A 22699-nucleotide genomic window follows, 5' to 3' on the forward strand; every position below is an offset into this window, starting at 1 on the left:
AGAGTTTATTGCTCACCCGCCAGGCTGAAGAATGTACACACAATTTCTTCCGGAGCGCGGCTGGTGTGGCGTGCTCGACTCGGGTTATTCCCGTTGTCCTGAACGTGGCTAACGCCCGTCAGGATTCACCTTCCTTGCGGGCACTGTTTGTTACTATCGCCATCCCTTGCCAACAGGAGTCACCGGCCCATGCAACACCAGTGGGATGAAATGCACCGCACCCGCAAGCCCACATTCGTTCTATGTGGCGAGCCCCAGGGGGATGTGCTCAATCTCTATGTTCACGGTTATTCGGCCTTCTTCAACCGCCAGCAACTGGGCAATTTCAAGGCACAACTGGCGGGTATCGAAGGCTCGACCAACCTGATGCTGTTCTGGCCGGCGGGGCACTTTCTGGAAAACTTGTTCGCGCCGTTCAAGGATGTGATCGCTTCGATGCTTGGCGGTGGTGGCCTGGGCGCAGCGACGGTGGGCGTCGGTAGGGCGATTGCCTATTTTCTTGACCATTACAAAAGTGTCGAGGCGCGGGTCGATGAAGTGGCCAGGGCCTTGTTGCCTGAACTGGCCGGCTACCTGCACGACGAGGCGCTGCCGGTGCGGCGCATCAACCTGATCGGTCATTCCCTGGGCGCACGTATTCTGGTCAAGAGTCTGTTGGCCAGCCCCGATATCGCCCGCGAGCTGCCGTTGAATAACCTGTTGCTGATGGGCGGGGCGATCTGTACGTCAAGCCCTTGGGATGACGTGTCGGCGCCGCTCAAGGGCCGGCTGATCAACTGCCATTCCAGCAAGGACTGGGCGCTGGCCTTGAAGCCGGATAGCGAGCGCTGCATCGGCCGTTATGCGATTGACGTTACGCCTGCACTCAAGACCAAGGTCACCAATGTGCATCTGGCCAGCTTTGATCATGCCGCTTATTGGCCGCAATTGAAGACGGTGGTGCAGTACACCGACTTGTTGCAGGAGCGCCGTGGCCTGATCCGCGCCGACCTGCGCAGCAGCGAAGTGCGCTTTGCCGAAGAGGATGCCGAACTGTTCCCGGTGCTGGTGCAGGCGCGTCCTGAAGAGCTGAAGTTCCTCGCCGAGCTGATGGCGCAAAAGCGCAGTGCCTCGATCGACGCCAGTGTGCGTGAACCGCTGAAACTGGCCATCGAGTTGCAGCGCATGGGCGGTGACAGCTTCATGAACCTGGCCCGTGGTCACGGGGTGAGCTATCGCCAGATTGCCGAGGAGGTGGCGCAACGCCTGGGCATCAAGTTCGACGAGCCACTTCAAAGCGTGGCGCTGGCGGATATCGAAGCGCAGGTCGCTGAAAAACTGATCGAGCAGTACAAGGACAAACTCAGCCGCACCGACCGTCAGGCGTTCGACGCCGAACTCAAGGCCGCCGCGCAAAAAGAACAGGGGTTGTTCACCCGCTTCGACGTGGGTCGTTCGGCCACCACAGCCTTGAGCGGTACCGCGCTGGCCGGGCTGACCGGGTTTATCCTGCGTCGGGGTGCAGCCACGGCGATTCCGGTGGTGGGCCAGGCGCTGGCTGCGGCGATGTTGCTGGTCAGCGGCGTGCGAGCGTTTTCCGGCCCGGCGTATTCGATCACCACCTTGGCGGTATTGGTGGTCGGTGTGATTCGTCAGCGCATGGAGCGCGAGGCGCTGAACCAGGAGCTGGACCTGGTTGTGCAAGTGGTAGAGGCCTTTGATTTGCCGCGAGATACAGTGATGCGCACAGTCGCGTCCGACTGATAAGCTGCTGCCCAAGCCTAGTGTATTGTCTGGAATTGCGCGTGAAATTCAACCTGCCGAAAATCGCTACCGCTCCGTTCTGCCCGCCGGAAGTGGCCGGCTCTGTTGCCGTTGACCCCAAGGCGTCCTTTTTCAAACGCATGTTGATGTTCGCCGGCCCCGGCTTGTTGATCTCCATTGGCTACATGGACCCGGGCAATTGGGCGACCGCCATTGAAGCCGGTTCACGCTACGGCTACAGCCTGTTATTTGTGGTGCTGCTGGCCAGCCTTGCGGGGATGGCGGTGCAGTGCCTGTGCTCACGGCTGGGCATCGCCACCGGCAAGGACCTGGCGCAGCTGTGCCGCGAGCGTTACAGCAAGCGCTCCTCACGTACCCAGTGGCTGCTGGCGGAAATCTCCATCATCGCCACCGATCTTGCCGAAGTGCTCGGTTGCGCCCTGGCGTTTCACCTGCTGCTTGGCGTGTCGCTGACCACTGGCATTGTCATCACCGCCTTCGACACGCTGTTGATCCTGGCCCTGCAAAACCGCGGTTTCCGCCGCCTTGAAGCGATCATGCTGGCGCTGGTGGCGACCATCGGCGTGTGCTTCTTTATCGAACTGGTGCTGATCAAACCCTACTGGCCGGACGTGCTCAGCGGTTTCACGCCTTCACTGTCGGCGATCAGCGACGCGGCGCCGTTGTACCTGGCGATCGGCATCCTTGGCGCCACGGTCATGCCCCATAACCTCTACCTGCACACCTCCATCGTGCAGACGCGCCTGATCGGCAAGGACCTGGCGAGCAAGCAGGACGCGGTCAAGCTGGCGCGCATCGACACCATCGGTTCCCTGGCTCTGGCACTGTTGGTCAACGCAGCGATCCTGGTGCTGGCCGCTGCGGCGTTCTACAAGACGGGCCATACCGATGTGGTGGAAATCCAGGACGCCTATCATCTGCTCGACCCACTGGTAGGTGGCGCCTTCGCCAGCATCCTGTTCGGTATAGCGTTGCTGGCGTCTGGGCAGAGTTCGACCTTTACCGGCACCATTGCCGGGCAAGTGATCATGGAGGGCTACCTGAACCTGCGCATACCCTGCTGGCAACGCCGCCTGATCACTCGCGGACTGGCGTTGATCCCGGCGTTCCTTGGGGTATGGCTGATGGGCGACGATGCCATCGGCAAGCTGCTGATTCTCAGCCAGGTGGTACTCAGCCTGCAGTTGCCGTTCGCGCTGTATCCACTGATTCGCATGACCGGTGACAAGCAGTTGATGGGGCCGTTCGTCAATCGATTGCCCACGCGGCTGTTGGCGTGGTTCCTGTTCGCGGTGATCAGTGGGGCGAATGCGTGGTTGATTGGGCAGTGGTTGTTGGATTGATGATATAGGGCCGCTGGAATACAGGCCTACACCAACATTGCCAATGAGTCTGCGGCATTTTCAATCAGCTTGTGAGCTTTGCTGGATAGTCTGGGGTCATCGTTGAGCGCCCACAGCAGAATATGGGTATCCAGCAACAGTCTCACGAGTGGTTGCCCTCGAATGCATCCAGTAAATCGCTAGGTAGTGGCGCGTCGAAATCTTCAGGGATGACCAGCTTTCCCTTCATTGCGCCAATCCGCTGTCCGTTGGATTTACCCACGGGCACCAGCTGTGCCATTGCGCGCCCATGCTTGGCAATGGTGATGATTTTACCGGCGGCGGCATCGTCGACCAATTTGGACAGGTTGTTTTTTGCCTCACCCAGAGGAACGGTAATCATGTTGTCTTCCCCGTGTTTTGGCCAAATATAGCCAAAACTACGTGAGCTATCAAAGACGGCTCGACCACCGGCCAAAGCTGCTCGTTCCGCGCGTGATGGTTTGTAATACACGACATCCATGGCATATCTCCAAGAAAGAACAAACCAAAGTCTGCCCCAGCGATCGGTATCCAGAAATACTGGCGCGTAAAATCAGAACGGGCCTACTTTTCTTCCGAGGAATTTTCCCTCGGTGGCACCATTAGCAAGGGCGGCTTCACTTACCGATCCCAATACGGCACCGTACCAAAACACTCCACGAAATAGTCGATCACCGTACGCACTTTCAACGACAATCTCCGGCTGCCCGGCCACAGTGCGGCAATCTGCTGGGGCTCCAGGGTGGTCGCCACTTCATATTCAGTCAGCACAGCCTGCAAACTGCCGGCGCGCAGGCTTTCGCCAATCAGCCAGGACGGAAACACCACCAGGCCCAGGCCCTGTTCGGCGGCGTGGGTCAGGGTGTCGGCGTGGTTGCCGGTGATCGGGCCCTTGACGCTGTAGGAGGTCCAGTCACTTTGGCCGCGCCGGAAGAACCAGCGTTGCTGGCCCGTGATGCCTTTGTAGGCCAGGCAGTGGTGGTCGACCAGTTCGTCAGGGTGGCGCGGCGTGCCGTGTTGCGCCAGGTAGGCGGGGCTTGCGGCGATGCGAAAGCGCTGGGGCGCGAAGATGCGTGCCTGCATACCCGAATCATTGAGCACGCCAATGCGAAACAGCAGGTCGGTGCCGTCTTGCAGTGGGTCGACGAAGGTATCGGTTTGCTGGATATCCAGTTGCAGCTTCGGATAACGCCGGCACAGTTGCCCCAACCACGGTGAAAGGTGGCGCTGGCCGAATACCATCGGCGCATTGATACGCACCAGTCCGCTGGGCTCACTGTCTTGTTCCTGCAGGGCTTGGTTCGCCGTTTCCAGCTGCTCCAATACCAGCCGCGCGTGACGCCCCAGCAGGCGCCCGGCTTCGGTGGGGCTTACGGCGCGGGTGTGGCGGTACAGCAATTGCTGGCCGAGGGCCTGTTCCATCAGTTGAATCTGCCGCGAAATGGAGGAGGGTGCCAGGCTTTCTCGGCGGGCCACTTCGGAAAAACTGCCATGGTCGAGCACGGCGACGAACAGGCGCAGCGCCTTGAAACTCAGCTCATTCAAACCCTGCATCATCTCTCCTGGCTGTGCGTGTTGCGCAAAGGTGTTGTTTGCATGCTCCCATTTATCGCACAGGACGGCCACCGGATAATGCGCGCCATGTTTTCTTTGTTGATGCGCAGGTGATCCATGCAGGCACGTTCTATCGAAGGTGTGGCGCAGGCCAGACCTAACAAAAATTTTCTGCGGTTGCTGTTGTTGCCGTTGGTGATCCTGGCGGGCATGGGCCTGTCGGTGGAGGCTGGCCTGCTCGGGCCGTTGGGCGCGCAGGTCGGGCATTTGTGGGCGACCTTGAGCATCTTTGGCGTCGGCACCGCGATTCTCCTTCTACTGCTGCTGTTCAGCGGCCCGCAGAAGGGCCCGGCGTTCACCGAACTGCCGCGTTGGCAGTTGATTGGCGGGTTCCTGGGGCCGATGTACGTGGTGGTGTTGACGCTGGCTACGCCCCATATCGGTATCGCGATGACCATGATTGCGATTTTGTCGGGGCAGGTGGGCAAGAGTGTGTTGATCGACCACTTCGGCTGGTTCGGCACGGCGCGCAAGCGCGTCAATGGCGAGCGCTGGATTGCATTGGCGTTGATTGTGGCGGCGCTGGTTCTGATTGCACGAGGGTAAGACGATGAATCTGATTCTGTTATTGGTGGTGGTGATTGCGGCAGGGGCGGTGTTGAGTGTGCAGGCCGCGATCAATGGGCGTCTGGGCCAGACGGTAGGCGTATTGCGCAGCAGCCTGCTGACCTTTGCCGTCGGTGCGCTCACCACGGCGTTGTTGATATTTTTCTTCGAGCCGGCCCAGGCCGTCAGCCTGCTGGATGTGCCGAAATGGCAATTGACCGGCGCCTTGTTCGGCGTGGTGTACATGCTGGTGATGGTCGGCGCGGTGCCTGTGGTTGGCACGGCGGTCGCCACGGTGGCGGTGATTGTCGGGCAGTTGGGCATGGGCATGCTGATCGACAACTTTGGCTGGCTGGGCAACCCGGCGATCGAATTGTCGGGCAGCCGCATCGTGGCGATGCTGTGCCTGGCGCTGGCACTGGTGTTCATGTACCGCAGCAATACCCGGGCGGCCGACTGACGGCGCTGAACCTTGGCGCTCTGCGTGGAGTCACTGCTTAAGGTGTGGCGTTCGCTGCACCGGGACGACCATGAAGAAGGAGTCTGACCATGCCAGATAAAACCTGTGCTTGCCCACACTGCAAATGCGTACTGGGTGCCGATGCGATCATGAAGGACGGTAAAGGTTATTGCTGCCAGGGCTGTGCCGAGCACCATGCCCACGGTGAGCCTTGCGCCGCCGCGACCGGCTGTGAGTGCGCCAAGTCGGCCCGCACCTGACGTGATCTACCTGCAGGCTCGGACAACCCGGGCCTGCCGGGTGAGTAAAAACAGTTCGCTTGTCGGCGGCCAGTCTTTACCATGGTCGCCTTTCCCTTGATTGACATATACCCGCCATGGCCCTGGCCGCGCCCCCCGACCTCAGTGATCAAGCCGTCCCAGTGCAGCCCCTGGCACGCACGTACCCGCGTGGGTTGTATGTGGAACCCCATCGCCATGAATGGGGCCAGTTGCTCTATGCGATGAGCGGCGTGATGTGGGTCGAGACGCCCCGTGAAGCCCTGATAGTTGCGCCGCAGCGCGCCGTGTGGTTGCCGCCGGGAGTCGAACACGGCATCCGTGTTGTCTCCGACTTGCAGATGCGCAACATCTACCTGCGCCCGGCGTTGGCGGCGACGCTGGACAGCCAGGTGCAGGTCATCGAAGTAGGCCGGTTGTTGCGCGAATTGATCGTGACGTTGGTTGAACAAGGCGATCACGGCGATGCCGGCTACTACGAGGCGGTCGTCGGCCTGGCCCTGCTTGAGCTGCAACGCGCACGTCGCTCCCCAATTCGCATCGCCATGCCGGTGGCGACTGATCGTCGGCTAAGCAGTGTATGCCAGGCGGTCATGGCTGCGCCCTCCCTGGAAATCCCCTTCGAGCAGCACGCCGAGGCTGCGGGCGCCAGCGTGCGCACCCTGGCGCGACTGTTCCAGAACCACTTGGGCATGGGCTTTGCCGAGTGGCGGCGCCAGGTGCAGTTGGCGACGGCAGCCGCGGAGCTGGTCCAGGGCCGGTCGGTGAGCGGCATTGCTCGTGCCCTGGGGTATTCGCCCAGCAGTTTCAGCGACATGTTCCGCCGTGAACTGGGTGTATCGCCTTCGCAGTACGCGGGTTGGCCGAAATCCTGAAGCACTTGGCCGATGCCGACCTCAGGCGCGCTTTAAGCTGAGCCCATCAATCAACTGGGTCTAGCCTCCATGAACTATCTGATTTCCCTGGCCATCGGCCTGTTTGTCGGCGTGATCTACGGCGCGCTGGGCTTCCGTTCGCCCGCACCGCCGGCCATTGCTCTGGTGGGGCTGATGGGCATGCTGCTCGGCGAACAGTTGTGGCCCATGGGGCGGCAGTTGGTCAGCGGTTGGTTGTCCTGAGCCTTTTCTTCTTCGACGGATGCCTTTAATGAAAGCACTACAATTTAGCGCCAGTGGCGACCTCGCCGACCTGCGCCTGGTCGATGTTGCCACGCCCGTACCGTCTGCCGATGAAGTGCTGGTCCAGGTCAAAGCCGCCGGTCTGAACCCCAGCGATGTGAAAAACGTACTCGGCCGGTTTCCCTACACCACGCTGCCGCGCATTCCCGGGCGTGATTTTGCCGGGGTGGTGGTCGAAGGTCCGCCAGCCTTGCTCGGTCAGGAAGTCTGGGGCACCGGTCGCGACCTGGGTTTTTTTGCTGACGGCTCCCATGCCCAATACCTTCGGGTATTGGCCACAGGCGTGGTGCCCAAGCCCGGTCACTTGAGCTTCACCCAGGCCGCGAGCCTTGGCGTGCCGTATACCACGGCCTGGGACGCGCTGGAACGCAGTGGTGTGGGCAAGGGCACGCGGTTGCTGGTGATCGGCGCCAATGGTGCCGTTGGCAGCGCGGCGTTGGCACTGGCGAAGCTTCGTGGTGCGCAGGTGCTGGCAGCGGTGCGTCGCCCTGATCAGGTGGATGTCTTACAGGCGCAAGGCGTGGAGGCGATTGCCCTGGGCCAACCGCAGGAACTGGGCGTACAAGTGCACGCCGTGTTCAAGGGCGGCGCCGAGGTGATCTTCGATACCAGCGGTTTCTGGTTGCCCGCTGCAGTGGCGGGGTTGGCGCCTTTCGGCCGTATCGCAATCATTGCCGCGCCGGTTGACGGCCACGTGCAACTGCCGGCTCTGGCGCTGTATCGCAAGGGGGGGACGGTGGTAGGCGTCAATTCTTTGCTCTATAGCTGTGAGCAATGTGCGGTGATGTTAGGGGCGTTCGGGCGGTTCTTTGATGAGGGGTTGTTGCCGTTGCCCACCGGCCTGCGCGAAGTGGTGTTGGCTGATGGCGTTGAGTGTTATGAGCAAGTGAACAGCGGCAGCCCGGACAAATTCATCCTGCTGCCGTGACATCGCCTCAAATGTGGGAGGGGGTAAGCCCCTCCCACTTCAGATCTTTACTCGACCTCGGGTACGCCTTTTTCCCACGCCGACCACTGCTTCACAATCGCCTGCACCAGCGGGTTGCCCGTGCGGTACAGGTTTTCCAGTGCCGGTACAAAGCCGCCCTGGTCCGCATACTTGAGCAAGTTGTCGACCTCGCTGTAACCCGGATAAGGCCGATCAAAATCGGAGCCTGCGCGCACTACGGCCAGGCGCTGGATATCCACCAGACCTTCACGGCTGGCGCGTAGCAGGGCTTCATAAGTGGAGTTGTCCTCCTGCTGGGTGGTGCAGTATTCGCCTTTATTGTCGGTGAGCAACTTGGTCCAGACTTCGGCGCGTTCGCTCAGGCGGGTGCCGGAAAACCAGGTATTGCCCGCCAGCGTGTCGCAGCGCGTGACTTGCGGCGGCTGGTTGGCCGGGGCGTCGGGATAGTGCTTGCGCCAGGCGGCGGATTCTTTGCTCTCGGTCAGCTCCACCTTGTGCGACAAGGCAAACGCCTTGGCTTGCAGCTTGGGGTTGAGCTCGAATACTTCGGTCTTGTAGTCCAGCGGTGGCTTTTCGTTGGGCCCCTTGGTGTTGATGCCGATATAACCGGTCGGCCAGTCCTTGGGCGCATCCCGTGAATCCAGCTCCCACTGGGTGCCGAACTCCACCAGGTAATGGGCCCAGGCGGCGGTGCCGATGGTGCCGTGCTTGGGGCTGATACCGGCGATACCGGCAATCAGGAAATAGCTCTGGCGCAGGTCGAATTTGGGCGACAAGGCCAGGGCCAGGGTCGACGCAGCGGCGTTGGTCTGGCCCATGCCGGTTACCAGCAGGCACACGTCCTGGGTGTTGCAGCGAATCACTGGGTATTCGGCAGACAGCCCTGGCACGCGTACTTCCTGCTTGAGTTCCAGGCGGTCGATCCAGGTTTGCGCCTCGGGGGCGAACATGGTGATCAACATCACCTTGGGCTTGATCGGTGCGGGGTTATCCGCCAGCACTACGTGGGGCAGCAGAGCGAGGCCGACGGCCAGCGAGATACGAGTCAGTGCGTTCATGTACAGCTCCTTGATCAGAATTGGTAACCCACGCCGGCGTAGTAACCCCAGCCATCAGAGCGGGCGCGGAAGTTGCCTTCGCCGAAATTCAACTCGCTGCCGTCTTCCCAGTTGCCACCGTTGTGAAAGTAGCGACCCACCAGGGTAAAGCGCAGGTGGGTGAACGCGTACAGCAACACGTTGGTAGCCACCAGGGAATTGGCGGTGCGCGCCGGGTTGTCCTTGTGCAGGTCCGAGCCGAAGTCGTAGTTGGTAAAGCCGATATAGGTCAGCGAAGCACCGTTGTCGAACTTGCCGATCGGCACGATGTACTTCATCTGCGCGCGGTAGCCATCCCAGGAATATTCATTGCTGGCACCGTAGTTTTCCCACTGGTAGCGGCCATAAAAGTTGGCCGACAGGTTGACCCGCGAGTGGGTGTCGATATCGGTGCCCAGGCCGCTGTACAGGGTGTTGGCGCGGTTTTCCTTATGGCTGCCGTGATCGTAGATCCAGTCAAAGGCCACATACCACTCCTTGAACGGGCCGATCGCCAGGCTGCGCCCTGCGAGGTAGTCGATGGAGATCCGCGGTTCATGCTCCATGAACACCGGCGAGCCATGGTCCCATACACCTTTGTCATTACTGTTACCGATGGTGAGTATCTTCGGCACGTCGATATAGCCGTACAGCTCAAAGGGCCCCTTGCGCCCGAAGTACTCGTACTCCAGGTAGACGTCATCCTGCGGCTTGGGGCCGAAGCTGATGTCTTTGCTGCCGATCAGCGTCAGGTCCTGGTTGAACCACTCCGACAGGTAAACACCTTTTTTCGCCGGTGGGCTGGCCTCAGGGCTTAGGGTTTCGCCCTGGGCTGAATCATCGACGGGCTTTTGCTGCGCCAAAATGGGGCCACTGAGTACTCCCGTAACGGCGGCCAGTAGCAGGGAAACACCAAGGCAAGCACGAGGCTTAGAGGTGGGATGCATTGAAAGTCCTTATTCGTACGCGGTTTAACCCGATTCGTCGGGTAGGGCTGAACTTGGCTGCCAAGTTCGTTCCGCAAACGTTTGCACAGGCTGTACCAACTTGTGTCAATGGCTTGAACTGTTTGGAAAAAACGCGAATTAGCCGACGCTTTGGTCAGAAATCAGCGAGCGATCCTGGCTATGGGATTGAATACACGCAGTGCAGTCTGCCGCCGGTATTCGCTCGGCGTCTGGTGCATTTCGATGCGAAAGTGGCGGTTGAAATTGGACAGGTTGGCGTAGCCCACTTCAAAGCAGATATCCGCCACCGACATCTGGCTTTGCAACAACAACCGGCAGGCACGTTGCACGCGGAACTTGCGCATCAGGTCGATAAAACCGTGGCCGGTGTTGCGCTTGAAAAAACGCGAGAAGCCCGGCTCGCTCATCTCCAATTGCCGCGCAATGTCCGATAGGCGCACGTCGCCGGTCAGTTCGCGCATCAGGTAATCAAAGGCTTTGTTGATGCGATCGGCACTGCGCGCATCCAGGGTGGGTGCGTAGTACGGGCTGGCCAGGGTCTTGGCCTGTGTGGGCGAGGCGTTCTTCAGGGTGTCGAGCAGCTGCAGGAACAGGGTCAGGCGTTGCAGGCCATGGGCGCTGCCGATGGCCTCCATCAGCCGTGCCGCACTCGTTGCTGCTTCGCCGCTGAATTCAAGGCCGCATCGCGCCCGTTCAAACAACGGTTGTAGATCGCCGAGCTCAGGCAGGGTGGTGCGCAGGGCGAGGAGGGCGGCGCCGTCGAACTGCAGCACCACGTCGCGGCCGCTCAGGTATTCGCCCGGCGCCAGGTCGCCGATCCAGTCGTGGGGCAGGTCAGGACCGATCAACGCGACATGACCGGCGCTGAACGCACCAATATAGTCGCCCGCCACCAGCTTGCCGCTGCCCTGGCGGATCAGGTGAATCTCGAACTCGGGGTGGTGGTTCCAGCGCGCCAGCTCATAGGGATAGTCATGTTCGAACCAGCGAAAACCATGCTCCGGTTCGGGCAGGATCACTTCAAGCTCCGCAGGGCGGTGCTCTAACGGGCTGGCGCGGCTGATGGGCATGGTGCTGCCTCTTGTCGTTGTGCAATGGACTCAAAATACGCGCACCGGCAATCAGTGTGCTACCCCGGTTTTGCCTTGCACTGGTACTTTTTTGATCCTGGGCTTGAGGTTAAAAAAGTATCAGCCGCGCAGTCGCCAGTCGTTTGTGAGGGCCAGGCCGAGCTGCTGTAATCGAGGCACGCCCACAAAAACAACAGGTGCAATGTGCCGGCGACCCGAACTCATTTTTACAGGACACCGCGATGAAACGACTCGAAGGTAAAAGCGCGTTGATCACCGGATCGGCGCGGGGTATCGGCCGAGCATTCGCCCAGGCCTATATTGCTGAAGGCGCTACCGTTGCCATTGCCGACATCAACCTGCAACGCGCCCAGGCCACCGCCGCCGAATTGGGCCCCCAGGCTTACGCCGTGGCGATGGACGTCACCGATCAAGCTTGCATCGACGCCGCCATCGCCGCGGTCGTGGCCCATGCCGGCAAGCTGGATATCCTGATCAACAATGCTGCGCTGTTCGACCTGGCACCTATTATCGACATTACCCGCGACAGCTTTGAGCGGCTGTTCTCGATCAACGTCGCCGGCACCCTGTTCACCCTACAAGCCGCGGCGCGGCAGATGATCAGCCAAGGCCATGGCGGCAAGATCATCAATATGGCCAGCCAGGCCGGACGACGGGGTGAGCCGTTGGTAGCCGTCTATTGTGCGACCAAGGCCGCGGTGATCAGCCTGACGCAGTCGGCGGGGTTGAACCTGATCAAGCAGGGCATCAACGTCAATGCCATCGCCCCGGGCGTAGTGGACGGCGAGCACTGGGACGCCGTTGATGCGCTGTTTGCCAGGCATGAGGGGCTGGCACCTGGCGAGAAGAAAAAGCGGGTAGGGGATGAGGTACCGTTCGGGCGCATGGGCACGGCGCAAGATCTGACCGGAATGGCGATCTTCCTGGCGTCGAAGGAAGCCGACTATGTGGTGGCCCAGACCTACAACGTGGATGGCGGCAACTGGATGAACTGAAGCCATGCACCGTTAAAAACATGGGAGGGGCGGTGCGACGATTCGACTTGTACCTATGGCGGTGTTGCCAGCCATCTATAAAGTGACTGACACTCCGTCACCTGGGGCCTGCCACCGGAGAATCACCATGACCCTTGCGAAAACCGCCATCGCCTCATTCGACGTCGACGCGCAGAAAAGCTTCACGCCTTTGTGCCCCAACGAATTGCCGGTGGTCGGTGGCGACCGCATTGGCGCCGAACTCAACTACATGGCCAGTCTCGCCGGTCATCGCATCGGCAGCAAGGACGCCCACACCCCGCACGCCCCCTGGGTGGTTGCGCAGCACAGCGAGATGTTGCAACCCACTGGCCTTGCCCACGCCGATGTCACCTGGGTCAGCCACTGCGTGCCGGGTACCGAAGGCTTCACGTTGCTCGACGAACTGCCAGCGCCTTATGACTATGACTACTTCATCTGGAAGGGCGTCGAACCCGACCTGCACCCTTATGGCGCCTGCTACCACGACCTGCACGACAAACTGTCCACCGGCGTCATCGAGTACCTCAAGGCCCGAGGGGTGGTGCGTGTGATCGTCGGCGGCCTGGCTTTGGACTACTGCGTCAAGACCACTGCGTTGCAGTTGCTCAAGGCCGGATTGCAAGTGGTCCTGCACCTGCCGGCGTGCCGCAGCATCAGCGAGGAGGGGGGTGTACAGGCGGTCAATGAGTTGCTCAAGGCGGGTGCTGTCATCAGTAGCACCCGCGATGAACTGGCCGCGATTGCGCAGCGCTCAAGCCTCAACGCTCAATCGAGCGACTCCACCGCGCATTCCATTCCGGCCTCGCCTGGTTAACCTGGTCCCAGTCAATTGAAATCGCCGTCTGCAAGTAACCCTGCATGGCTTCCACCCGTGCCCGGGTCTTTTCGGTGGTGGGCGTCGTCGGGTTCGACGGGATCTGGTCGCCGTCCTCCAGCGCCGGCGCCTGGGCCTCGGCGGTCAGCAAGAACGCTGCGAGTTTCTGCGCCAGTTCCGGCTGGTCATTGCGGGCGATCACGCATTCGGCCACGTTGAGAACCACCGCGCCTTCCTTGGGCTGCGCATATTCCATGGGGATGCCCAACAGCTTCTGCGTGGCGACCTGGGTCGGCGTCAGGGGGAAGAGTGCGGCTTCGTCGGTTTGCACCATCTCGGAGATCTTCGCGGAGCTGGCGATGTATTCCAGTACGTTGGGGCCGACGCTCGTAGGCCAGGCTTTGAAGCCCGGTTCTACATTGGTTTCATCGCCACCCTGGATGCGGTTGAACATCAGGAAACCGTGCAGGCCAAAGGTGGAGGAGGCCAGGGACTGGAACACCACTTTGTCCTTGAAACGCGGGTCGGCCAGGTCCATCCACGAGGTGGGTGCGGACCAGCCCTTGTCCTTGAACATCTTGGCGTTGTAACCCAGGCCGGTGACGCCCAGTGTTACGGCCACGGCTTCGTCCTTGATTCTGGCCTTGGCCGGGATCTGCTCCAGGGTCGGGCTTGGCGCGAGCTTGTCGCACAGGCCCATGGAGATCGCGCGGTACATGATGCCGTCGTCGAGGAACATGACGTGCATCTGCGGGTTGGCCTTGTTGGCCTGGACCTTGGCAAGGATGTCCGAGGAGGTGCCGGGTACGATCACCACCTTGACGTTGTTGGCTTTCTCGAAGGCGGGCAGCACCTTGTCGGCGTACACCCGTTCCATGGTACCGCCGTTCATGCCCAGATACAGCGTGGGGGCGGCATGGGCGGTGCCGGTGAGCAAGGCGAGGGACAAGCAGGATAAAGCGATGCGTGAGTGCATGGATGTTTTTCCTCTCAGGCTTGGAAACGACGGATGGAAAACGCTTCGATGGGTTGGCGGCTGGCCCCTGCGCAGACAATCTCTGCCAGGGCTTCGCCGACTGCGGGGCCGAGCTGGAACCCGGCGCCGGCGAAGCCGAAACCGTGGAGCAGGCCAGGTTGGGTGCTGCTGGGGCCGATCACCGGTTCGTGATCGGGCAAGTAACCTTCGGTGCCGCTCCAGGTCCGGATCGCCTGGGCACCCTTGAGAAATGGATAGAGTTCGCTGGCATTGCGCAGAATTTCCAGCAGCGCGGCCTGACCTGGCCTGGCTTGCTGTGGGCCGAGGGCAAAGCCGCGACCGCCGCCGAGGATGCAGTTGCCCCTGGCGACTTGCCGCGCATAGATCCCTCCGCCCTCGACACCGGTACTGACAGTCATCACCACCGGCAGTGGTTCGGTGACCAGCATCGCCGGGTGCGCCGAGGTAATCGGTACCGGCTCGTCAAACTGTGCAGCGACACTGCCGGCCCAGGCACCGGCGCAGTTGAGCAGCCAGGGGGCTTGCAGATGCAAGCCATTGGCACAGTGCACCTGGAACTGTTGGCTGTTGTGCTCGATGCCGATCACTTCGGCTTGCTCGTACACCTCGGCGCCGTGGCGTAGGGCGGCACGGGCGAAGGCAGGGGCCACTAGTCGCGGGTTGGCATGTCCGTCTTCCGGGCACAAGGAGGCACCCACTGCCACGTCGCCCACCCAGGGGAAACGCCCGCGCAACTCAGTGCGATCCAACAGCTGCAAGCCCAGGTCGAAGCCACGGGTTTGTTCGGCATACGCATGCAGCGCAGCAAAATCTACCGGGCTGCGCGCCAGCTTCAAATGCCCGCAGCGCACGTACTCGCCACTAATGCCAATCAAGCCTGGCAAGTCGGCCCACAGTTGATGGGCGCGCTGGGACAACGGTAACTGATGCAAGGGCCGGCCCTGGCGGCGCACGCCGCCATAATTGACGCCGCTGGAGTGCGAGCCACAAAAATCCCGTTCCACCAGCGCCACCCGCTGGCCTTTTCGCGCGAGTGTCAAAGCTGCCGAAGCGCCGACGATGCCGCCGCCCAGGACGATGACGTCGATCATGGTTGCCCCTCCACGCCAAACGGCAGCGGCTTGATCGGCGCTTGGCCTCGCAGGCGTCCGACTTGTTCGATGCCACGCCCGCTGCGCTGGGCGACAATTTCCGCCGTCGCCAACCCGCACATCCGTCCCTGGCAGCGGCCCATGCCAATGCGGCAATGGGCTTTGACCCGATTTATTTCCCAGTGACCCTCATCCACTACTGCCCGCACTTCACCGACGCTGACCTCTTCGCAGCGGCACAGAATCAGTTCGTCGGGGGCTTGCACAGCCCATTGTTCGGGGAAAGGGAACGCGGTTTCCAGGCCCTGACGAAAGCCCTGGATCCTCGCCAACTGCTTCTGCAGCGTATCCTGGCGGTGCTGATCGACCGTAATGCCGGCATCCTCCAGCAGCGCCAACGCCGCACATTCGCCAGCCATCTGCGCCGCATCCGCGCCCATGATCCCTGCGCCATCGCCAGCCAGATACACCGCCTCGACGCTGCTGCGCCCAGCGCAGTCCCGCTGCGGCAACCAGGCGCGGTTGAGATTATTCCAGGCAAAGTCACAGCCGAGTAAATCCGCTAGTTGCGTTTCGCTGCGCAGGGCATGCGCGAAGGCCACCGCATCGCATTCCAGCGTCTGTTCGCCCCAGCGAATGCCGTGGACCCGTTGCTCTCCATCGATCTGCGACAGTGTTGCGCCCTGATGCACGGCAATCCCATGGGCCGTCAGCCAAGCACGGTAATACAAACCCTTTGCCAGGGTCGCCGGTTGCCTGAGCAGCGCCGGTAATGCGCGACATTGGGCACTGAACGGCGCACTGTCGAGCACGGCCAACACCTTGGCGCCCGCCTGGGCATATTGATAAGCGACGAGATAGAGCAGTGGTCCGGAACCACAAAACACTACGCGTTCGCCAATTGCGCAGCCCTGGTACTTCAAGGCGATTTGCGCCGCGCCCAGGCTGTAGACGCCCGGCAAGGTCCAGCCCGGCACCGGCAGGATGCGGTCGGTGGCGCCGGTGGCGACAATGATGCGCGAATACTCAACGCTGTCGATGCGACCGCTGGTGAGCAGGTCGAGACGGTTGTCCTCGGCGTTCCATACCAGGGTTTGCGGCCGGTAGTCGATCAACGGCGCAAGCTCGTCCATGATGCGATGCACGGTCTGCGCCTTGCTCGCTTCAAAGCCGTAGAGTTGTTTGGCCGAGCGCTGGAAGTTTGCCGGTTGGCGCCGATATATCTGCCCGCCGCCGCGCAGGTTCTCATCGATCAAGCAGGGTTTTATGCCGTGATCGAGCAGCGTACGTGCGGCAGCGATGCCCGCTGGGCCTGCGCCTACAATTGCCACGGGCTTCATGGCTGCCGTCCTGGATCGCGGCTGATCGCGTGACCTTCTTCGAGCAACGTCGAGCAGGCCCGTACGCGTCGCCCATCGGCAAGCCGCACCCAACAGTCCTGGCACGCACCCATCAGGCAAAAACCGGCGCGGCGTTCGGCGCTGAAATCGCTGCCGCGCAGATGGTCGGCGCAGGTCAGCATGGCAGTCAGCAAGGTATCGCCGAGCAGCCCGGTGGCCGGCTGCCCATCAAGGGTGAACGCCAGGGCTGGGCGCTGGGTTTCGGTCAGCCGCTTGAACAGCGCCATCAATGTTTCCCCACCAGTACACGGTCCAGGCCGTAGACCCGATCGAGCAGAATCATGGTCGCTGCGGTGAGTGCGATCACCAGCGCCGATACCGCCGCCATCATTGGATCGATGGACTCAGTGGCATACACGTACATGCGCACCGGCAGGGTTTGTGTGGCAGGTGAACTGACGAAGATTGACAGGGTCACCTCATCGAAACTGTTGATGAACGCCAGCAACCAACCACCGGCCACCCCAGGCAAAATCATCGGCAAGGTGATTTGCCGGAACAACGTAAAGCGCCCGGCTCCGAGGGATTCGGCGGCCTGCTCGGCACTGCGATCAATCCCGATCGCTGCCGCCAGCACCAGGCGCAGTACATAGGGAGTGATGATCACCACGTGCGCCAGCATCAGCCAGGTAAAGCTGCCATTAACGCCCATCAACGCAAACAGGCGCAGCATCGCCACGCCCAGCACCAGGTGCGGGATGATGATCGGCGACAGAAACAGTGCACTGAAAAAGTTACGCCCGGGGAACGTATAGCGACTGATCGCCAAAGCCGCCGGTACCGCGATCAAGGTCGCCAGGGACGCGGCGGTAAACGCCAGGATCAGGCTGTTATAGAAGGCCTGGATGAAGTCGGCGCGTTCGAATACGGCGCGAAACCAGCGCAGGGAAAAGCCCGATGTGGGCAGGCTCAAGGTGTTTTCCGGGGTGAACGCCACCAGGCACACCACCACCAGCGGCGCCATCATGAACAGCACCACCAAACCATGGAAACCGAGGGCCAAAGGACCGTTTCTGGACATGCGCTTAAACCCCCAGGGACTTTTTATAGCGGCCTTCGACCATTCGGTTCCAGCTCAGCATGATCAGTAGATTGACCAACAGCAGCACCACCGCGATAGTCGCGCCCATGGGCCAGTTGAGTTCCGAGAGGTATTGGTCATACACCACAGTGGCGACCATTTTCAGACGTCGCCCGCCCAGCAGCCCTGGGATTGCGAATGAACTGGCGGCCAGGCCGAACACGATCAAGGTGCCGGACAGCACACCGGGCATCACTTGCGGCAACACGATCTTGCGCATCACCGTGGCCTGGCTTGCGCCCAGCGACAGCGCCGCTTGTTCCGCCGAGGGGTCGAGCTTTTGCAGGGAGGTCCATACCGGAATGATCATGAACGGCAGCATCACGTGCACCAGCGCGATGATCACGGCGAACGGCGTATACAGCAGCTTCACCGGGCGCCCGCCGATGGCCTGGATCACTTGGTTGACCAGGCCATCGGCGCCGAGCAGCAAGCTCCAGCCAAACGCGCGTACCACCACGGAAATCAGAAGCGGTGTGAGGATCAGGATCAGGAAGACCGACCGCCACGGCGTACCCATGCGGCTGAGGATGTACGCCTCCGGTACACCGATCAGCACGCACAGCAACGTTACCAGCGCACTGATCCAGAAGGTGCGCCAGAAGATCTCGTAGAAATAGGCATCGCTCAACAATGCCAGGTAGTGGGCCAGGGTCCACTGATCGGCCTTTACACCCACCTGGTAATCGAACACGTTGAAGGACAGTACCAGCGTCAAGGCCAATGGCAAGATCAGTAACCCGCCAAACAGCACCAATGCCGGTAACGAGAGCAGGTAGCCGCGCCTCATGGGTGCACCTCATCGGCCGCCAGTACCCGCAGCAAATCCGCTTGCCATTGCAGGCCCACTGCCGCGCCGTTGCAAAGCGGTGCGCTGCCATCGTTGCCGCGCACCACGGTAATTTCGCCAAGGGGGGTATGGATGCGATACAGCCATTGGCTGCCGAAAAAGTAGCGGTCGAGCACCTGGCCTTGCACGCGGCCTGAACCTGCTTGTACCAATTGGATCTTTTCCGGACGCAGGCTCAGGGTCAGTTGGCCAGCGCCGCCCTGGTGACGCACTTGGGGGACACCGAGCGCGTCGTAGTCGCCGGCCAGCAGGTTGGCCTTGCCGACAAAGTCAGAGATGAAGCGCGTGCGCGGGTGTTCATAGAGTTTGTACGGCGCGTCGATCTGGGTCACGCGCCCGGCCTGCATCACGACCACGCGATCGCTGATGGAGAGCGCTTCGCCCTGGTCATGGGTGACCATTAAGGTGGTGATGCCCACCGCACATTGAATGCGGCGGATCTCGAACTGCATCTCTTCACGCAGGTTGGCGTCAAGGTTGGACAACGGTTCATCCAACAGCAGAACCGGTGGCTCGATCACCAATGCACGGGCCAGCGCGACGCGTTGGCGTTGGCCGCCGGAGAGTTCCCGAGGGTAGCGTTCGGCATGGGGGGCCAGACGCACCAGTTCGAGTACGGTCTTGACGAGGCTTGCGATCTTGGTGGCCGGTACCTTGCGCATCTTCAAGCCGAAGGCGACGTTGTCGCGCACGCTCATATGGGGAAACAGCGCATAACTTTGGAACACCACGCCCAGGCCACGACTGGCAGGCTTGGCGCGGGTGATGTCGCGACCATCGAGCAGGATCTGGCCGCTGCTCACCTCGACAAAGCCGGCGATCATTTGCAGGGTGGTGGTCTTGCCGCAGCCCGAAGGACCAAGCAGGGAAACGAATTCACCTTTTTCCACCGCGAGGTCGGTGGCAACTACTGCATCAACGGCGCCGTAGCGTTTACTCAAGGCGTTGAGTTGGAGAAATGCCATGTCTGCGTTCCACCTTTTATTCCGCCGCGCCGAAGCGCGCTTTTTTGTTTTGGGCAGATGCGAAAAGAGTGTTGCCGGTGCGTTGACGCTCGATCTTGAGTCGGCTGCCAGTTGTTGTTCGTTTCGCCCCTGTGGACGCAGATTAGAGCGAAGACTAGGATGGGCGGAAGATGGGATTTCATTCAGCGGACTACTATTTTAAGATTTATTCACTGAGCAGAATTTATGTTGATATCGAGTGATACAGATTCCATTCAGCGGAATAGTAGCGGCAAGGAAGTTGGTGCTGGTGGCGTATCCCGCGTGTTTGCCTTACTACGCGCTCTGGGTGAAGTGCCCGAGGGAGGTGAACGTGTCACCCAGCTCGCCCACCGAGTTGGCCTCTCCCAGCCCACCACTCACCGCTTGCTACGCAGCCTGATGGATGAAGGCATGGTCGAGCAGGATGCGCGCAGTAAACGCTATCGCCTGAGCCTGGAGTTCTTTGCGTTGGCGGCCAATGCCGGCAAGACTGGCAACCTGCGCGATCTGGTGCGCCCAAGCCTGTTGCGCCTGAGTGCATCTTTGGGAGATTCGCTGTTCCTGCTGGCTCGCAGCGGCTTCGACGCCATTTGCCTGGACCGCAGCGAAGGCCCGTACCCGATTCGTACCTTCACCGGTGATATCGGCGGGCGCGTAGCCCTGGGGGTAGGGCAGGGCAGCCTGGCAATTCTGGCCTTTCTGCCGCAGGAAGAGCGCGAGACGGTCATCCGCTACAACCTGCCACGGCTCAAGGATTTTCATTTGTATGACGAAGTGCTGCTGCGCTCCGAAGTTGAGAACGTTCGCAATTTGGGCTACGCGGCACGCAACACCGGGGTGCTGGAAGGTATGGCGGGGTTGGCAGTGCCGATCCTCAACCGCGAGGGGCATGCGGTCGCAGCGTTGAGTGTGGCGACCATCAGTGACCGCCTGGGGCCAAGCCGATTGCCGATGGTGGTGGAGTTGCTCAAGCGCGAAGCTGCAGCAATCGGGCCATGCATCAACCCGTTCGACCCTACGTTGCGCAGGCCGTCGCAGACGTTTGGTGGATGAGTGATCTTTGCTAAAACGCATTAGCATTGGATCCACTTACGGTATAACCCTGCGACGCTTTCGTTATTCGAGGTCCCATTTTTCATGCTGACCCCTTTGCAACGCCCGCTGTGGCAGATCTACCTGATCTTTCTGGCACCGATGGTGCTGTCCAATTTTCTGCAAAGCTTTTCCGGCACCCTCAACGGTATCTATGTCGGGCAAATGCTCGGCACCCAGGCTTTGGCGGCGGTGTCGGGGATGTTCCCCATCGTGTTTTTCTTTATCGCCCTGGTGATCGGCCTGGGGGCGGGCGCCTCAGTGTTGATCGGCCAGGCGTGGGGTGCCCAGGAGACGGGGCTGGTCAAGGTGATTACCGGCGCCACCCTGACGTTGGGCGCCCTGGTGGGCCTGATTGCCGCGGTGCTGGGCAGCCTGTTTGCGCGCCCGGCCTTGCAGGCATTGGGTACGCCGCTGGATGTGCTCGACGATGCGGTGGGCTATGCCCAGATGATGATGTTGATCATGCCGCTGTTGCTGGTGTTCATCCTCTATACCCAGTTGCTGCGTGGGGTGAGCGACACGATTTCGCCGTTGCTGGCGTTAATGGTTTCGACCCTGGTGGGCTTGCTGCTGACGCCAGCGCTGATTCGCGGCTGGATCGGCCTGCCGCCCCTTGGCATCCAGAGTGCGGTTTACGCAGGTTTGGTGGCTAACGCCTTGGCGATGCTGTTCCTGGTGCTGCGCCTGCGGCATAAAAACCATGTGATGGCACCGGATCGCGAGCTGCTCGCGGCTTTACGCCTGGACCGCGTCATCCTCGGTAAAGTGCTGCGCATCGGCCTGCCGACAGGCTTGCAGATGGTGGTGTTGTCGTTGTCGGAATTGGTCATCCTGGCCCTGGTCAATAGCCACGGCTCCCAGGCCACGGCGGCTTATGGCGCGGTGACGCAGATCGTCAACTACGTCCAGTTCCCGGCGCTGTCGATTGCCATCACCGCCTCGATCCTCGGTGCCCAGGCGATCGGCGCCGGGCGCCTGGAGCGCATCGGGCCGATCCTGCGCACGGGGTTGGTGATCAACCTGTGCCTGACCGGGGGCCTGATTGTGCTCGGTTATGGGTTGTCGCACTGGTTGCTGGGGCTGTTCATCACTGACGACAGCGCCCGGATCAGAGCCGAACACCTGCTGCACATCATGCTCTGGAGCATCCTGGTGTTCGGCTTCCAGGCGGTGATCGGCGGCATCATGCGCGCCAGCGGCGTGGTGCTGATGCCGGTAGCAATCTCGATTTTCTGCGTGCTTTGCGTGGAGCTGCCGATGGCTTATCTGTTCAACGCACACTTCGGGCTGGAGGGGGTGTGGATGGCGTTCCCGGTGACCTACCTGGCAATGCTGGTATTGCAGACCGCGTATTACCGGCTGGTATGGCGGCATAAGCAGATCAAGCGGTTGGTTTGAGGCTGAGTCCGCGCAGTAACACCTCCAGGCCCTGCAAGCCTTCCTCCAGCCGCGCGCTCGGGTGTGCATCCCGGGCGATCCACAACGCCGTGTTGACCAGGCTGCCGTTGATCAACTGCGCCAGTGCCTGGCTGGGTGCCGGCTCCACCCATCCGGCTTGCATCAGGGCCTCCAAGAGTTGGCGCAACGACTCAACGCAGTGGTGTTGTGAGCCGGTATCCCCCAGCACCGCTGGCGCATCCTGCAACACAATGCGCTGGATTTCCGGATCCTGGGCCATGCGCAGATAAGCTCGGCAGCGTTCGCAAAACCCGCTCCAGGGCTCTATGGCCTGCGCGCTGATGCGTTGCAAGTGCTCGTCCATCTCGCTGTCGAGCTGGGCGACTACGGCTGCCAGCAAGCCTTTTTTGTCACCAAAGTGATGGTACAACGCACCGCGCGTCAGCCCGGCTTGAGCGGTAAAGTCATCCATCGAGGTATGGGCATAGCCTTGGGTGGCGAATGCCCGGCGCGCACTTGCGATCAGGCGGGCGCGAGTCTCTTCGATCATTTCGGCACGGGCTCGGCTCATGGAAGTCTCATTGGTTGGTGATTGACATACGGTGCGTATGCGAAGCATGATCCCTCACATACGCACCGTATGTATTCTGCCCGCATCGTTTCAGATAGCAAGGCCGCGGCTT

At 61.1% G+C, this 22699-nt stretch carries 25 protein-coding genes and 1 pseudogene; 12 read left to right on the forward strand and 14 right to left on the reverse strand.

What is annotated here, in order from left to right:
• The first annotated feature begins 189 nt into the window (after nucleotides 1-189).
• Together J1G33_RS20705 and J1G33_RS20710 are read left to right on the forward strand one after the other, a co-directional pair.
• The gene (locus J1G33_RS20705) at nucleotides 190-1743 is read left to right on the forward strand and encodes a DUF726 domain-containing protein (RefSeq protein WP_223018656.1); all 1554 of its coding nucleotides are present in this window, start codon (nucleotides 190-192) and stop codon (nucleotides 1741-1743) included.
• Between the two features lie 41 nt (nucleotides 1744-1784).
• Nucleotides 1785-3107 carry an Nramp family divalent metal transporter gene (locus J1G33_RS20710; protein WP_078821083.1) on the forward strand — a complete coding sequence of 441 codons (1323 nt, stop codon included), beginning with the start codon at nucleotides 1785-1787 and terminating at the stop codon, nucleotides 3105-3107.
• A gap of 47 nt (nucleotides 3108-3154) precedes the next feature.
• Here the strand turns inward: J1G33_RS20710 and J1G33_RS27960 are convergent.
• The 3 genes and pseudogenes from J1G33_RS27960 to J1G33_RS20720 form a co-directional block, all read right to left on the reverse strand.
• Nucleotides 3155-3253, reverse strand: a pseudogene (locus tag J1G33_RS27960) (PIN domain nuclease); the annotation flags it as partial.
• Nucleotides 3250-3609 (reverse strand): type II toxin-antitoxin system prevent-host-death family antitoxin, encoded by a 360-nt coding sequence (locus J1G33_RS20715; protein ID WP_248090394.1) that lies wholly within the window; start codon nucleotides 3607-3609, stop codon nucleotides 3250-3252. The pseudogene J1G33_RS27960 and the gene J1G33_RS20715, both read right to left, overlap by 4 nt.
• Before the next feature lie 140 nt (nucleotides 3610-3749).
• On the reverse strand, nucleotides 3750-4682 hold the full coding sequence (locus J1G33_RS20720; protein ID WP_103735378.1) for a LysR family transcriptional regulator: 933 nt from the start codon (nucleotides 4680-4682) through the stop codon (nucleotides 3750-3752).
• A 117-nt stretch (nucleotides 4683-4799) separates the two neighbouring features.
• Here J1G33_RS20720 and J1G33_RS20725 point away from each other — a divergent pair, with 117 nt between their 5' ends.
• From J1G33_RS20725 to J1G33_RS20750, 6 genes are all read left to right on the forward strand, one after another.
• Complete coding sequence (locus tag J1G33_RS20725) at nucleotides 4800-5288, forward strand: DMT family transporter (protein ID WP_078821085.1); 489 nt, start codon at nucleotides 4800-4802, stop codon at nucleotides 5286-5288.
• Between the two features lie 4 nt (nucleotides 5289-5292).
• The gene (locus J1G33_RS20730; RefSeq protein WP_032876352.1) at nucleotides 5293-5748 is read left to right on the forward strand and encodes a DMT family transporter; all 456 of its coding nucleotides are present in this window, start codon (nucleotides 5293-5295) and stop codon (nucleotides 5746-5748) included.
• Nucleotides 5749-5837: 89 nt separating this feature from the next.
• Nucleotides 5838-6008 (forward strand): metallothionein, encoded by a 171-nt coding sequence (locus J1G33_RS20735; RefSeq protein WP_032803483.1) that lies wholly within the window; start codon nucleotides 5838-5840, stop codon nucleotides 6006-6008.
• A 116-nt stretch (nucleotides 6009-6124) separates the two neighbouring features.
• Nucleotides 6125-6901 (forward strand): helix-turn-helix transcriptional regulator, encoded by a 777-nt coding sequence (locus J1G33_RS20740; RefSeq protein WP_223018657.1) that lies wholly within the window; start codon nucleotides 6125-6127, stop codon nucleotides 6899-6901.
• A gap of 69 nt (nucleotides 6902-6970) precedes the next feature.
• Nucleotides 6971-7144 carry a DUF1427 family protein gene (locus J1G33_RS20745; protein WP_005787598.1) on the forward strand — a complete coding sequence of 58 codons (174 nt, stop codon included), beginning with the start codon at nucleotides 6971-6973 and terminating at the stop codon, nucleotides 7142-7144.
• A 28-nt stretch (nucleotides 7145-7172) separates the two neighbouring features.
• A complete protein-coding gene (locus tag J1G33_RS20750) occupies nucleotides 7173-8132 on the forward strand; it encodes a zinc-binding alcohol dehydrogenase family protein (RefSeq protein ID WP_223018658.1) in 960 nt (319 codons plus the stop codon).
• A 47-nt stretch (nucleotides 8133-8179) separates the two neighbouring features.
• Here J1G33_RS20750 and J1G33_RS20755 read toward each other — a convergent pair whose 3' ends face one another.
• The 3 genes from J1G33_RS20755 to J1G33_RS20765 all read right to left on the reverse strand — a co-directional run bounded on the left by J1G33_RS20755 (nucleotide 8180) and on the right by J1G33_RS20765 (nucleotide 11267).
• Nucleotides 8180-9211 carry a purine nucleoside permease gene (locus J1G33_RS20755; RefSeq protein ID WP_032876345.1) on the reverse strand — a complete coding sequence of 344 codons (1032 nt, stop codon included), beginning with the start codon at nucleotides 9209-9211 and terminating at the stop codon, nucleotides 8180-8182.
• A 14-nt stretch (nucleotides 9212-9225) separates the two neighbouring features.
• Nucleotides 9226-10176: a nucleoside-specific channel-forming protein Tsx gene (locus J1G33_RS20760; protein WP_005787604.1), complete on the reverse strand. Its 951-nt coding sequence runs from the start codon at nucleotides 10174-10176 to the stop codon at nucleotides 9226-9228.
• Between the two features lie 161 nt (nucleotides 10177-10337).
• Nucleotides 10338-11267 (reverse strand): AraC family transcriptional regulator, encoded by a 930-nt coding sequence (locus tag J1G33_RS20765; protein ID WP_103735381.1) that lies wholly within the window; start codon nucleotides 11265-11267, stop codon nucleotides 10338-10340.
• Nucleotides 11268-11509: 242 nt separating this feature from the next.
• Here J1G33_RS20765 and J1G33_RS20770 point away from each other — a divergent pair, with 242 nt between their 5' ends.
• Together J1G33_RS20770 and J1G33_RS20775 are read left to right on the forward strand one after the other, a co-directional pair.
• Entirely contained in the window at nucleotides 11510-12283 is a 774-nt protein-coding gene (locus tag J1G33_RS20770) for an L-iditol 2-dehydrogenase (protein ID WP_032876342.1), read from the forward strand.
• Nucleotides 12284-12410: 127 nt separating this feature from the next.
• A complete protein-coding gene (locus J1G33_RS20775) occupies nucleotides 12411-13118 on the forward strand; it encodes a nicotinamidase (RefSeq protein ID WP_262416896.1) in 708 nt (235 codons plus the stop codon).
• Here J1G33_RS20775 and J1G33_RS20780 read toward each other — a convergent pair.
• From J1G33_RS20780 to J1G33_RS20810, 7 genes are read right to left on the reverse strand one after another with little or no spacing between them, the layout of a single operon-like run.
• A complete protein-coding gene (locus J1G33_RS20780; protein ID WP_032876340.1) occupies nucleotides 13063-14094 on the reverse strand; it encodes an ABC transporter substrate-binding protein in 1032 nt (343 codons plus the stop codon). The two genes, J1G33_RS20775 and J1G33_RS20780, sit on opposite strands and share 56 nt — an antisense overlap.
• Before the next feature lie 14 nt (nucleotides 14095-14108).
• A complete protein-coding gene (locus J1G33_RS20785; RefSeq protein WP_223018659.1) occupies nucleotides 14109-15206 on the reverse strand; it encodes an FAD-dependent oxidoreductase in 1098 nt (365 codons plus the stop codon).
• The gene (locus J1G33_RS20790) at nucleotides 15203-16546 is read right to left on the reverse strand and encodes an NAD(P)/FAD-dependent oxidoreductase (protein WP_223018660.1); all 1344 of its coding nucleotides are present in this window, start codon (nucleotides 16544-16546) and stop codon (nucleotides 15203-15205) included. The genes J1G33_RS20785 and J1G33_RS20790 overlap by 4 nt, the downstream gene beginning before the upstream one ends.
• Entirely contained in the window at nucleotides 16543-16833 is a 291-nt protein-coding gene (locus J1G33_RS20795; RefSeq protein ID WP_005787618.1) for a (2Fe-2S)-binding protein, read from the reverse strand. The genes J1G33_RS20790 and J1G33_RS20795 overlap by 4 nt, the downstream gene beginning before the upstream one ends.
• Nucleotides 16833-17627, reverse strand: coding sequence for an ABC transporter permease (locus J1G33_RS20800; protein ID WP_005787620.1), 795 nt, complete (start codon nucleotides 17625-17627; stop codon nucleotides 16833-16835). Before J1G33_RS20800 ends, J1G33_RS20795 begins: the two co-directional genes overlap by 1 nt.
• A 4-nt stretch (nucleotides 17628-17631) precedes the next feature.
• A complete protein-coding gene (locus tag J1G33_RS20805; RefSeq protein WP_032876335.1) occupies nucleotides 17632-18477 on the reverse strand; it encodes an ABC transporter permease in 846 nt (281 codons plus the stop codon).
• Nucleotides 18474-19502 carry an ABC transporter ATP-binding protein gene (locus J1G33_RS20810; protein WP_078821097.1) on the reverse strand — a complete coding sequence of 343 codons (1029 nt, stop codon included), beginning with the start codon at nucleotides 19500-19502 and terminating at the stop codon, nucleotides 18474-18476. The genes J1G33_RS20805 and J1G33_RS20810 overlap by 4 nt, the downstream gene beginning before the upstream one ends.
• A 225-nt stretch (nucleotides 19503-19727) precedes the next feature.
• Between J1G33_RS20810 and J1G33_RS20815 the strand changes: the two genes are divergently transcribed.
• Together J1G33_RS20815 and J1G33_RS20820 are read left to right on the forward strand one after the other, a co-directional pair.
• Entirely contained in the window at nucleotides 19728-20576 is an 849-nt protein-coding gene (locus J1G33_RS20815) for an IclR family transcriptional regulator (protein WP_223018661.1), read from the forward strand.
• Nucleotides 20577-20660: 84 nt separating this feature from the next.
• Complete coding sequence (locus J1G33_RS20820; protein ID WP_078821098.1) at nucleotides 20661-22016, forward strand: MATE family efflux transporter; 1356 nt, start codon at nucleotides 20661-20663, stop codon at nucleotides 22014-22016.
• Here the strand turns inward: J1G33_RS20820 and J1G33_RS20825 are convergent.
• Nucleotides 22000-22587, reverse strand: a complete 588-nt coding sequence (locus J1G33_RS20825; RefSeq protein ID WP_032876325.1) for a TetR/AcrR family transcriptional regulator — start codon at nucleotides 22585-22587, stop codon at nucleotides 22000-22002. The two genes, J1G33_RS20820 and J1G33_RS20825, sit on opposite strands and share 17 nt — an antisense overlap.
• Nucleotides 22588-22699 lie beyond the last annotated feature (112 nt).

The sequence above is a fragment of the Pseudomonas sp. P867 genome (assembly GCF_019891455.1).
GTDB lineage: Bacteria > Pseudomonadota > Gammaproteobacteria > Pseudomonadales > Pseudomonadaceae > Aquipseudomonas > Aquipseudomonas synxantha_A.

What these genes read in the sequence shown, in the direction of transcription:
- J1G33_RS20790 (WP_223018660.1), bottom strand. Translation starts at nt 16,546, where the DNA reads ATGAAGCCCGTGGCAATTGTAGGCGCAGGCCCAGCGGGCATCGCTGCC.
- J1G33_RS20735 (WP_032803483.1), top strand. Translation starts at nt 5,838, where the DNA reads ATGCCAGATAAAACCTGTGCTTGCCCACACTGCAAATGCGTACTGGGT.
- J1G33_RS20805 (WP_032876335.1), bottom strand. Translation starts at nt 18,477, where the DNA reads ATGAGGCGCGGCTACCTGCTCTCGTTACCGGCATTGGTGCTGTTTGGC.
- J1G33_RS20795 (WP_005787618.1), bottom strand. Translation starts at nt 16,833, where the DNA reads ATGGCGCTGTTCAAGCGGCTGACCGAAACCCAGCGCCCAGCCCTGGCG.
- J1G33_RS20800 (WP_005787620.1), bottom strand. Translation starts at nt 17,627, where the DNA reads ATGTCCAGAAACGGTCCTTTGGCCCTCGGTTTCCATGGTTTGGTGGTG.
- J1G33_RS20730 (WP_032876352.1), top strand. Translation starts at nt 5,293, where the DNA reads ATGAATCTGATTCTGTTATTGGTGGTGGTGATTGCGGCAGGGGCGGTG.
- J1G33_RS20785 (WP_223018659.1), bottom strand. Translation starts at nt 15,206, where the DNA reads ATGATCGACGTCATCGTCCTGGGCGGCGGCATCGTCGGCGCTTCGGCA.
- J1G33_RS20755 (WP_032876345.1), bottom strand. Translation starts at nt 9,211, where the DNA reads ATGAACGCACTGACTCGTATCTCGCTGGCCGTCGGCCTCGCTCTGCTG.
- J1G33_RS20720 (WP_103735378.1), bottom strand. Translation starts at nt 4,682, where the DNA reads ATGCAGGGTTTGAATGAGCTGAGTTTCAAGGCGCTGCGCCTGTTCGTC.
- J1G33_RS20715 (WP_248090394.1), bottom strand. Translation starts at nt 3,609, where the DNA reads ATGGATGTCGTGTATTACAAACCATCACGCGCGGAACGAGCAGCTTTG.
- J1G33_RS20820 (WP_078821098.1), top strand. Translation starts at nt 20,661, where the DNA reads ATGCTGACCCCTTTGCAACGCCCGCTGTGGCAGATCTACCTGATCTTT.
- J1G33_RS20765 (WP_103735381.1), bottom strand. Translation starts at nt 11,267, where the DNA reads ATGCCCATCAGCCGCGCCAGCCCGTTAGAGCACCGCCCTGCGGAGCTT.
- J1G33_RS20815 (WP_223018661.1), top strand. Translation starts at nt 19,728, where the DNA reads ATGTTGATATCGAGTGATACAGATTCCATTCAGCGGAATAGTAGCGGC.
- J1G33_RS20705 (WP_223018656.1), top strand. Translation starts at nt 190, where the DNA reads ATGCAACACCAGTGGGATGAAATGCACCGCACCCGCAAGCCCACATTC.
- J1G33_RS20760 (WP_005787604.1), bottom strand. Translation starts at nt 10,176, where the DNA reads ATGCATCCCACCTCTAAGCCTCGTGCTTGCCTTGGTGTTTCCCTGCTA.
- J1G33_RS20745 (WP_005787598.1), top strand. Translation starts at nt 6,971, where the DNA reads ATGAACTATCTGATTTCCCTGGCCATCGGCCTGTTTGTCGGCGTGATC.
- J1G33_RS20750 (WP_223018658.1), top strand. Translation starts at nt 7,173, where the DNA reads ATGAAAGCACTACAATTTAGCGCCAGTGGCGACCTCGCCGACCTGCGC.
- J1G33_RS20810 (WP_078821097.1), bottom strand. Translation starts at nt 19,502, where the DNA reads ATGGCATTTCTCCAACTCAACGCCTTGAGTAAACGCTACGGCGCCGTT.
- J1G33_RS20740 (WP_223018657.1), top strand. Translation starts at nt 6,125, where the DNA reads ATGGCCCTGGCCGCGCCCCCCGACCTCAGTGATCAAGCCGTCCCAGTG.
- J1G33_RS20725 (WP_078821085.1), top strand. Translation starts at nt 4,800, where the DNA reads ATGCAGGCACGTTCTATCGAAGGTGTGGCGCAGGCCAGACCTAACAAA.
- J1G33_RS20780 (WP_032876340.1), bottom strand. Translation starts at nt 14,094, where the DNA reads ATGCACTCACGCATCGCTTTATCCTGCTTGTCCCTCGCCTTGCTCACC.
- J1G33_RS20775 (WP_262416896.1), top strand. Translation starts at nt 12,411, where the DNA reads ATGACCCTTGCGAAAACCGCCATCGCCTCATTCGACGTCGACGCGCAG.
- J1G33_RS20770 (WP_032876342.1), top strand. Translation starts at nt 11,510, where the DNA reads ATGAAACGACTCGAAGGTAAAAGCGCGTTGATCACCGGATCGGCGCGG.
- J1G33_RS20825 (WP_032876325.1), bottom strand. Translation starts at nt 22,587, where the DNA reads ATGAGCCGAGCCCGTGCCGAAATGATCGAAGAGACTCGCGCCCGCCTG.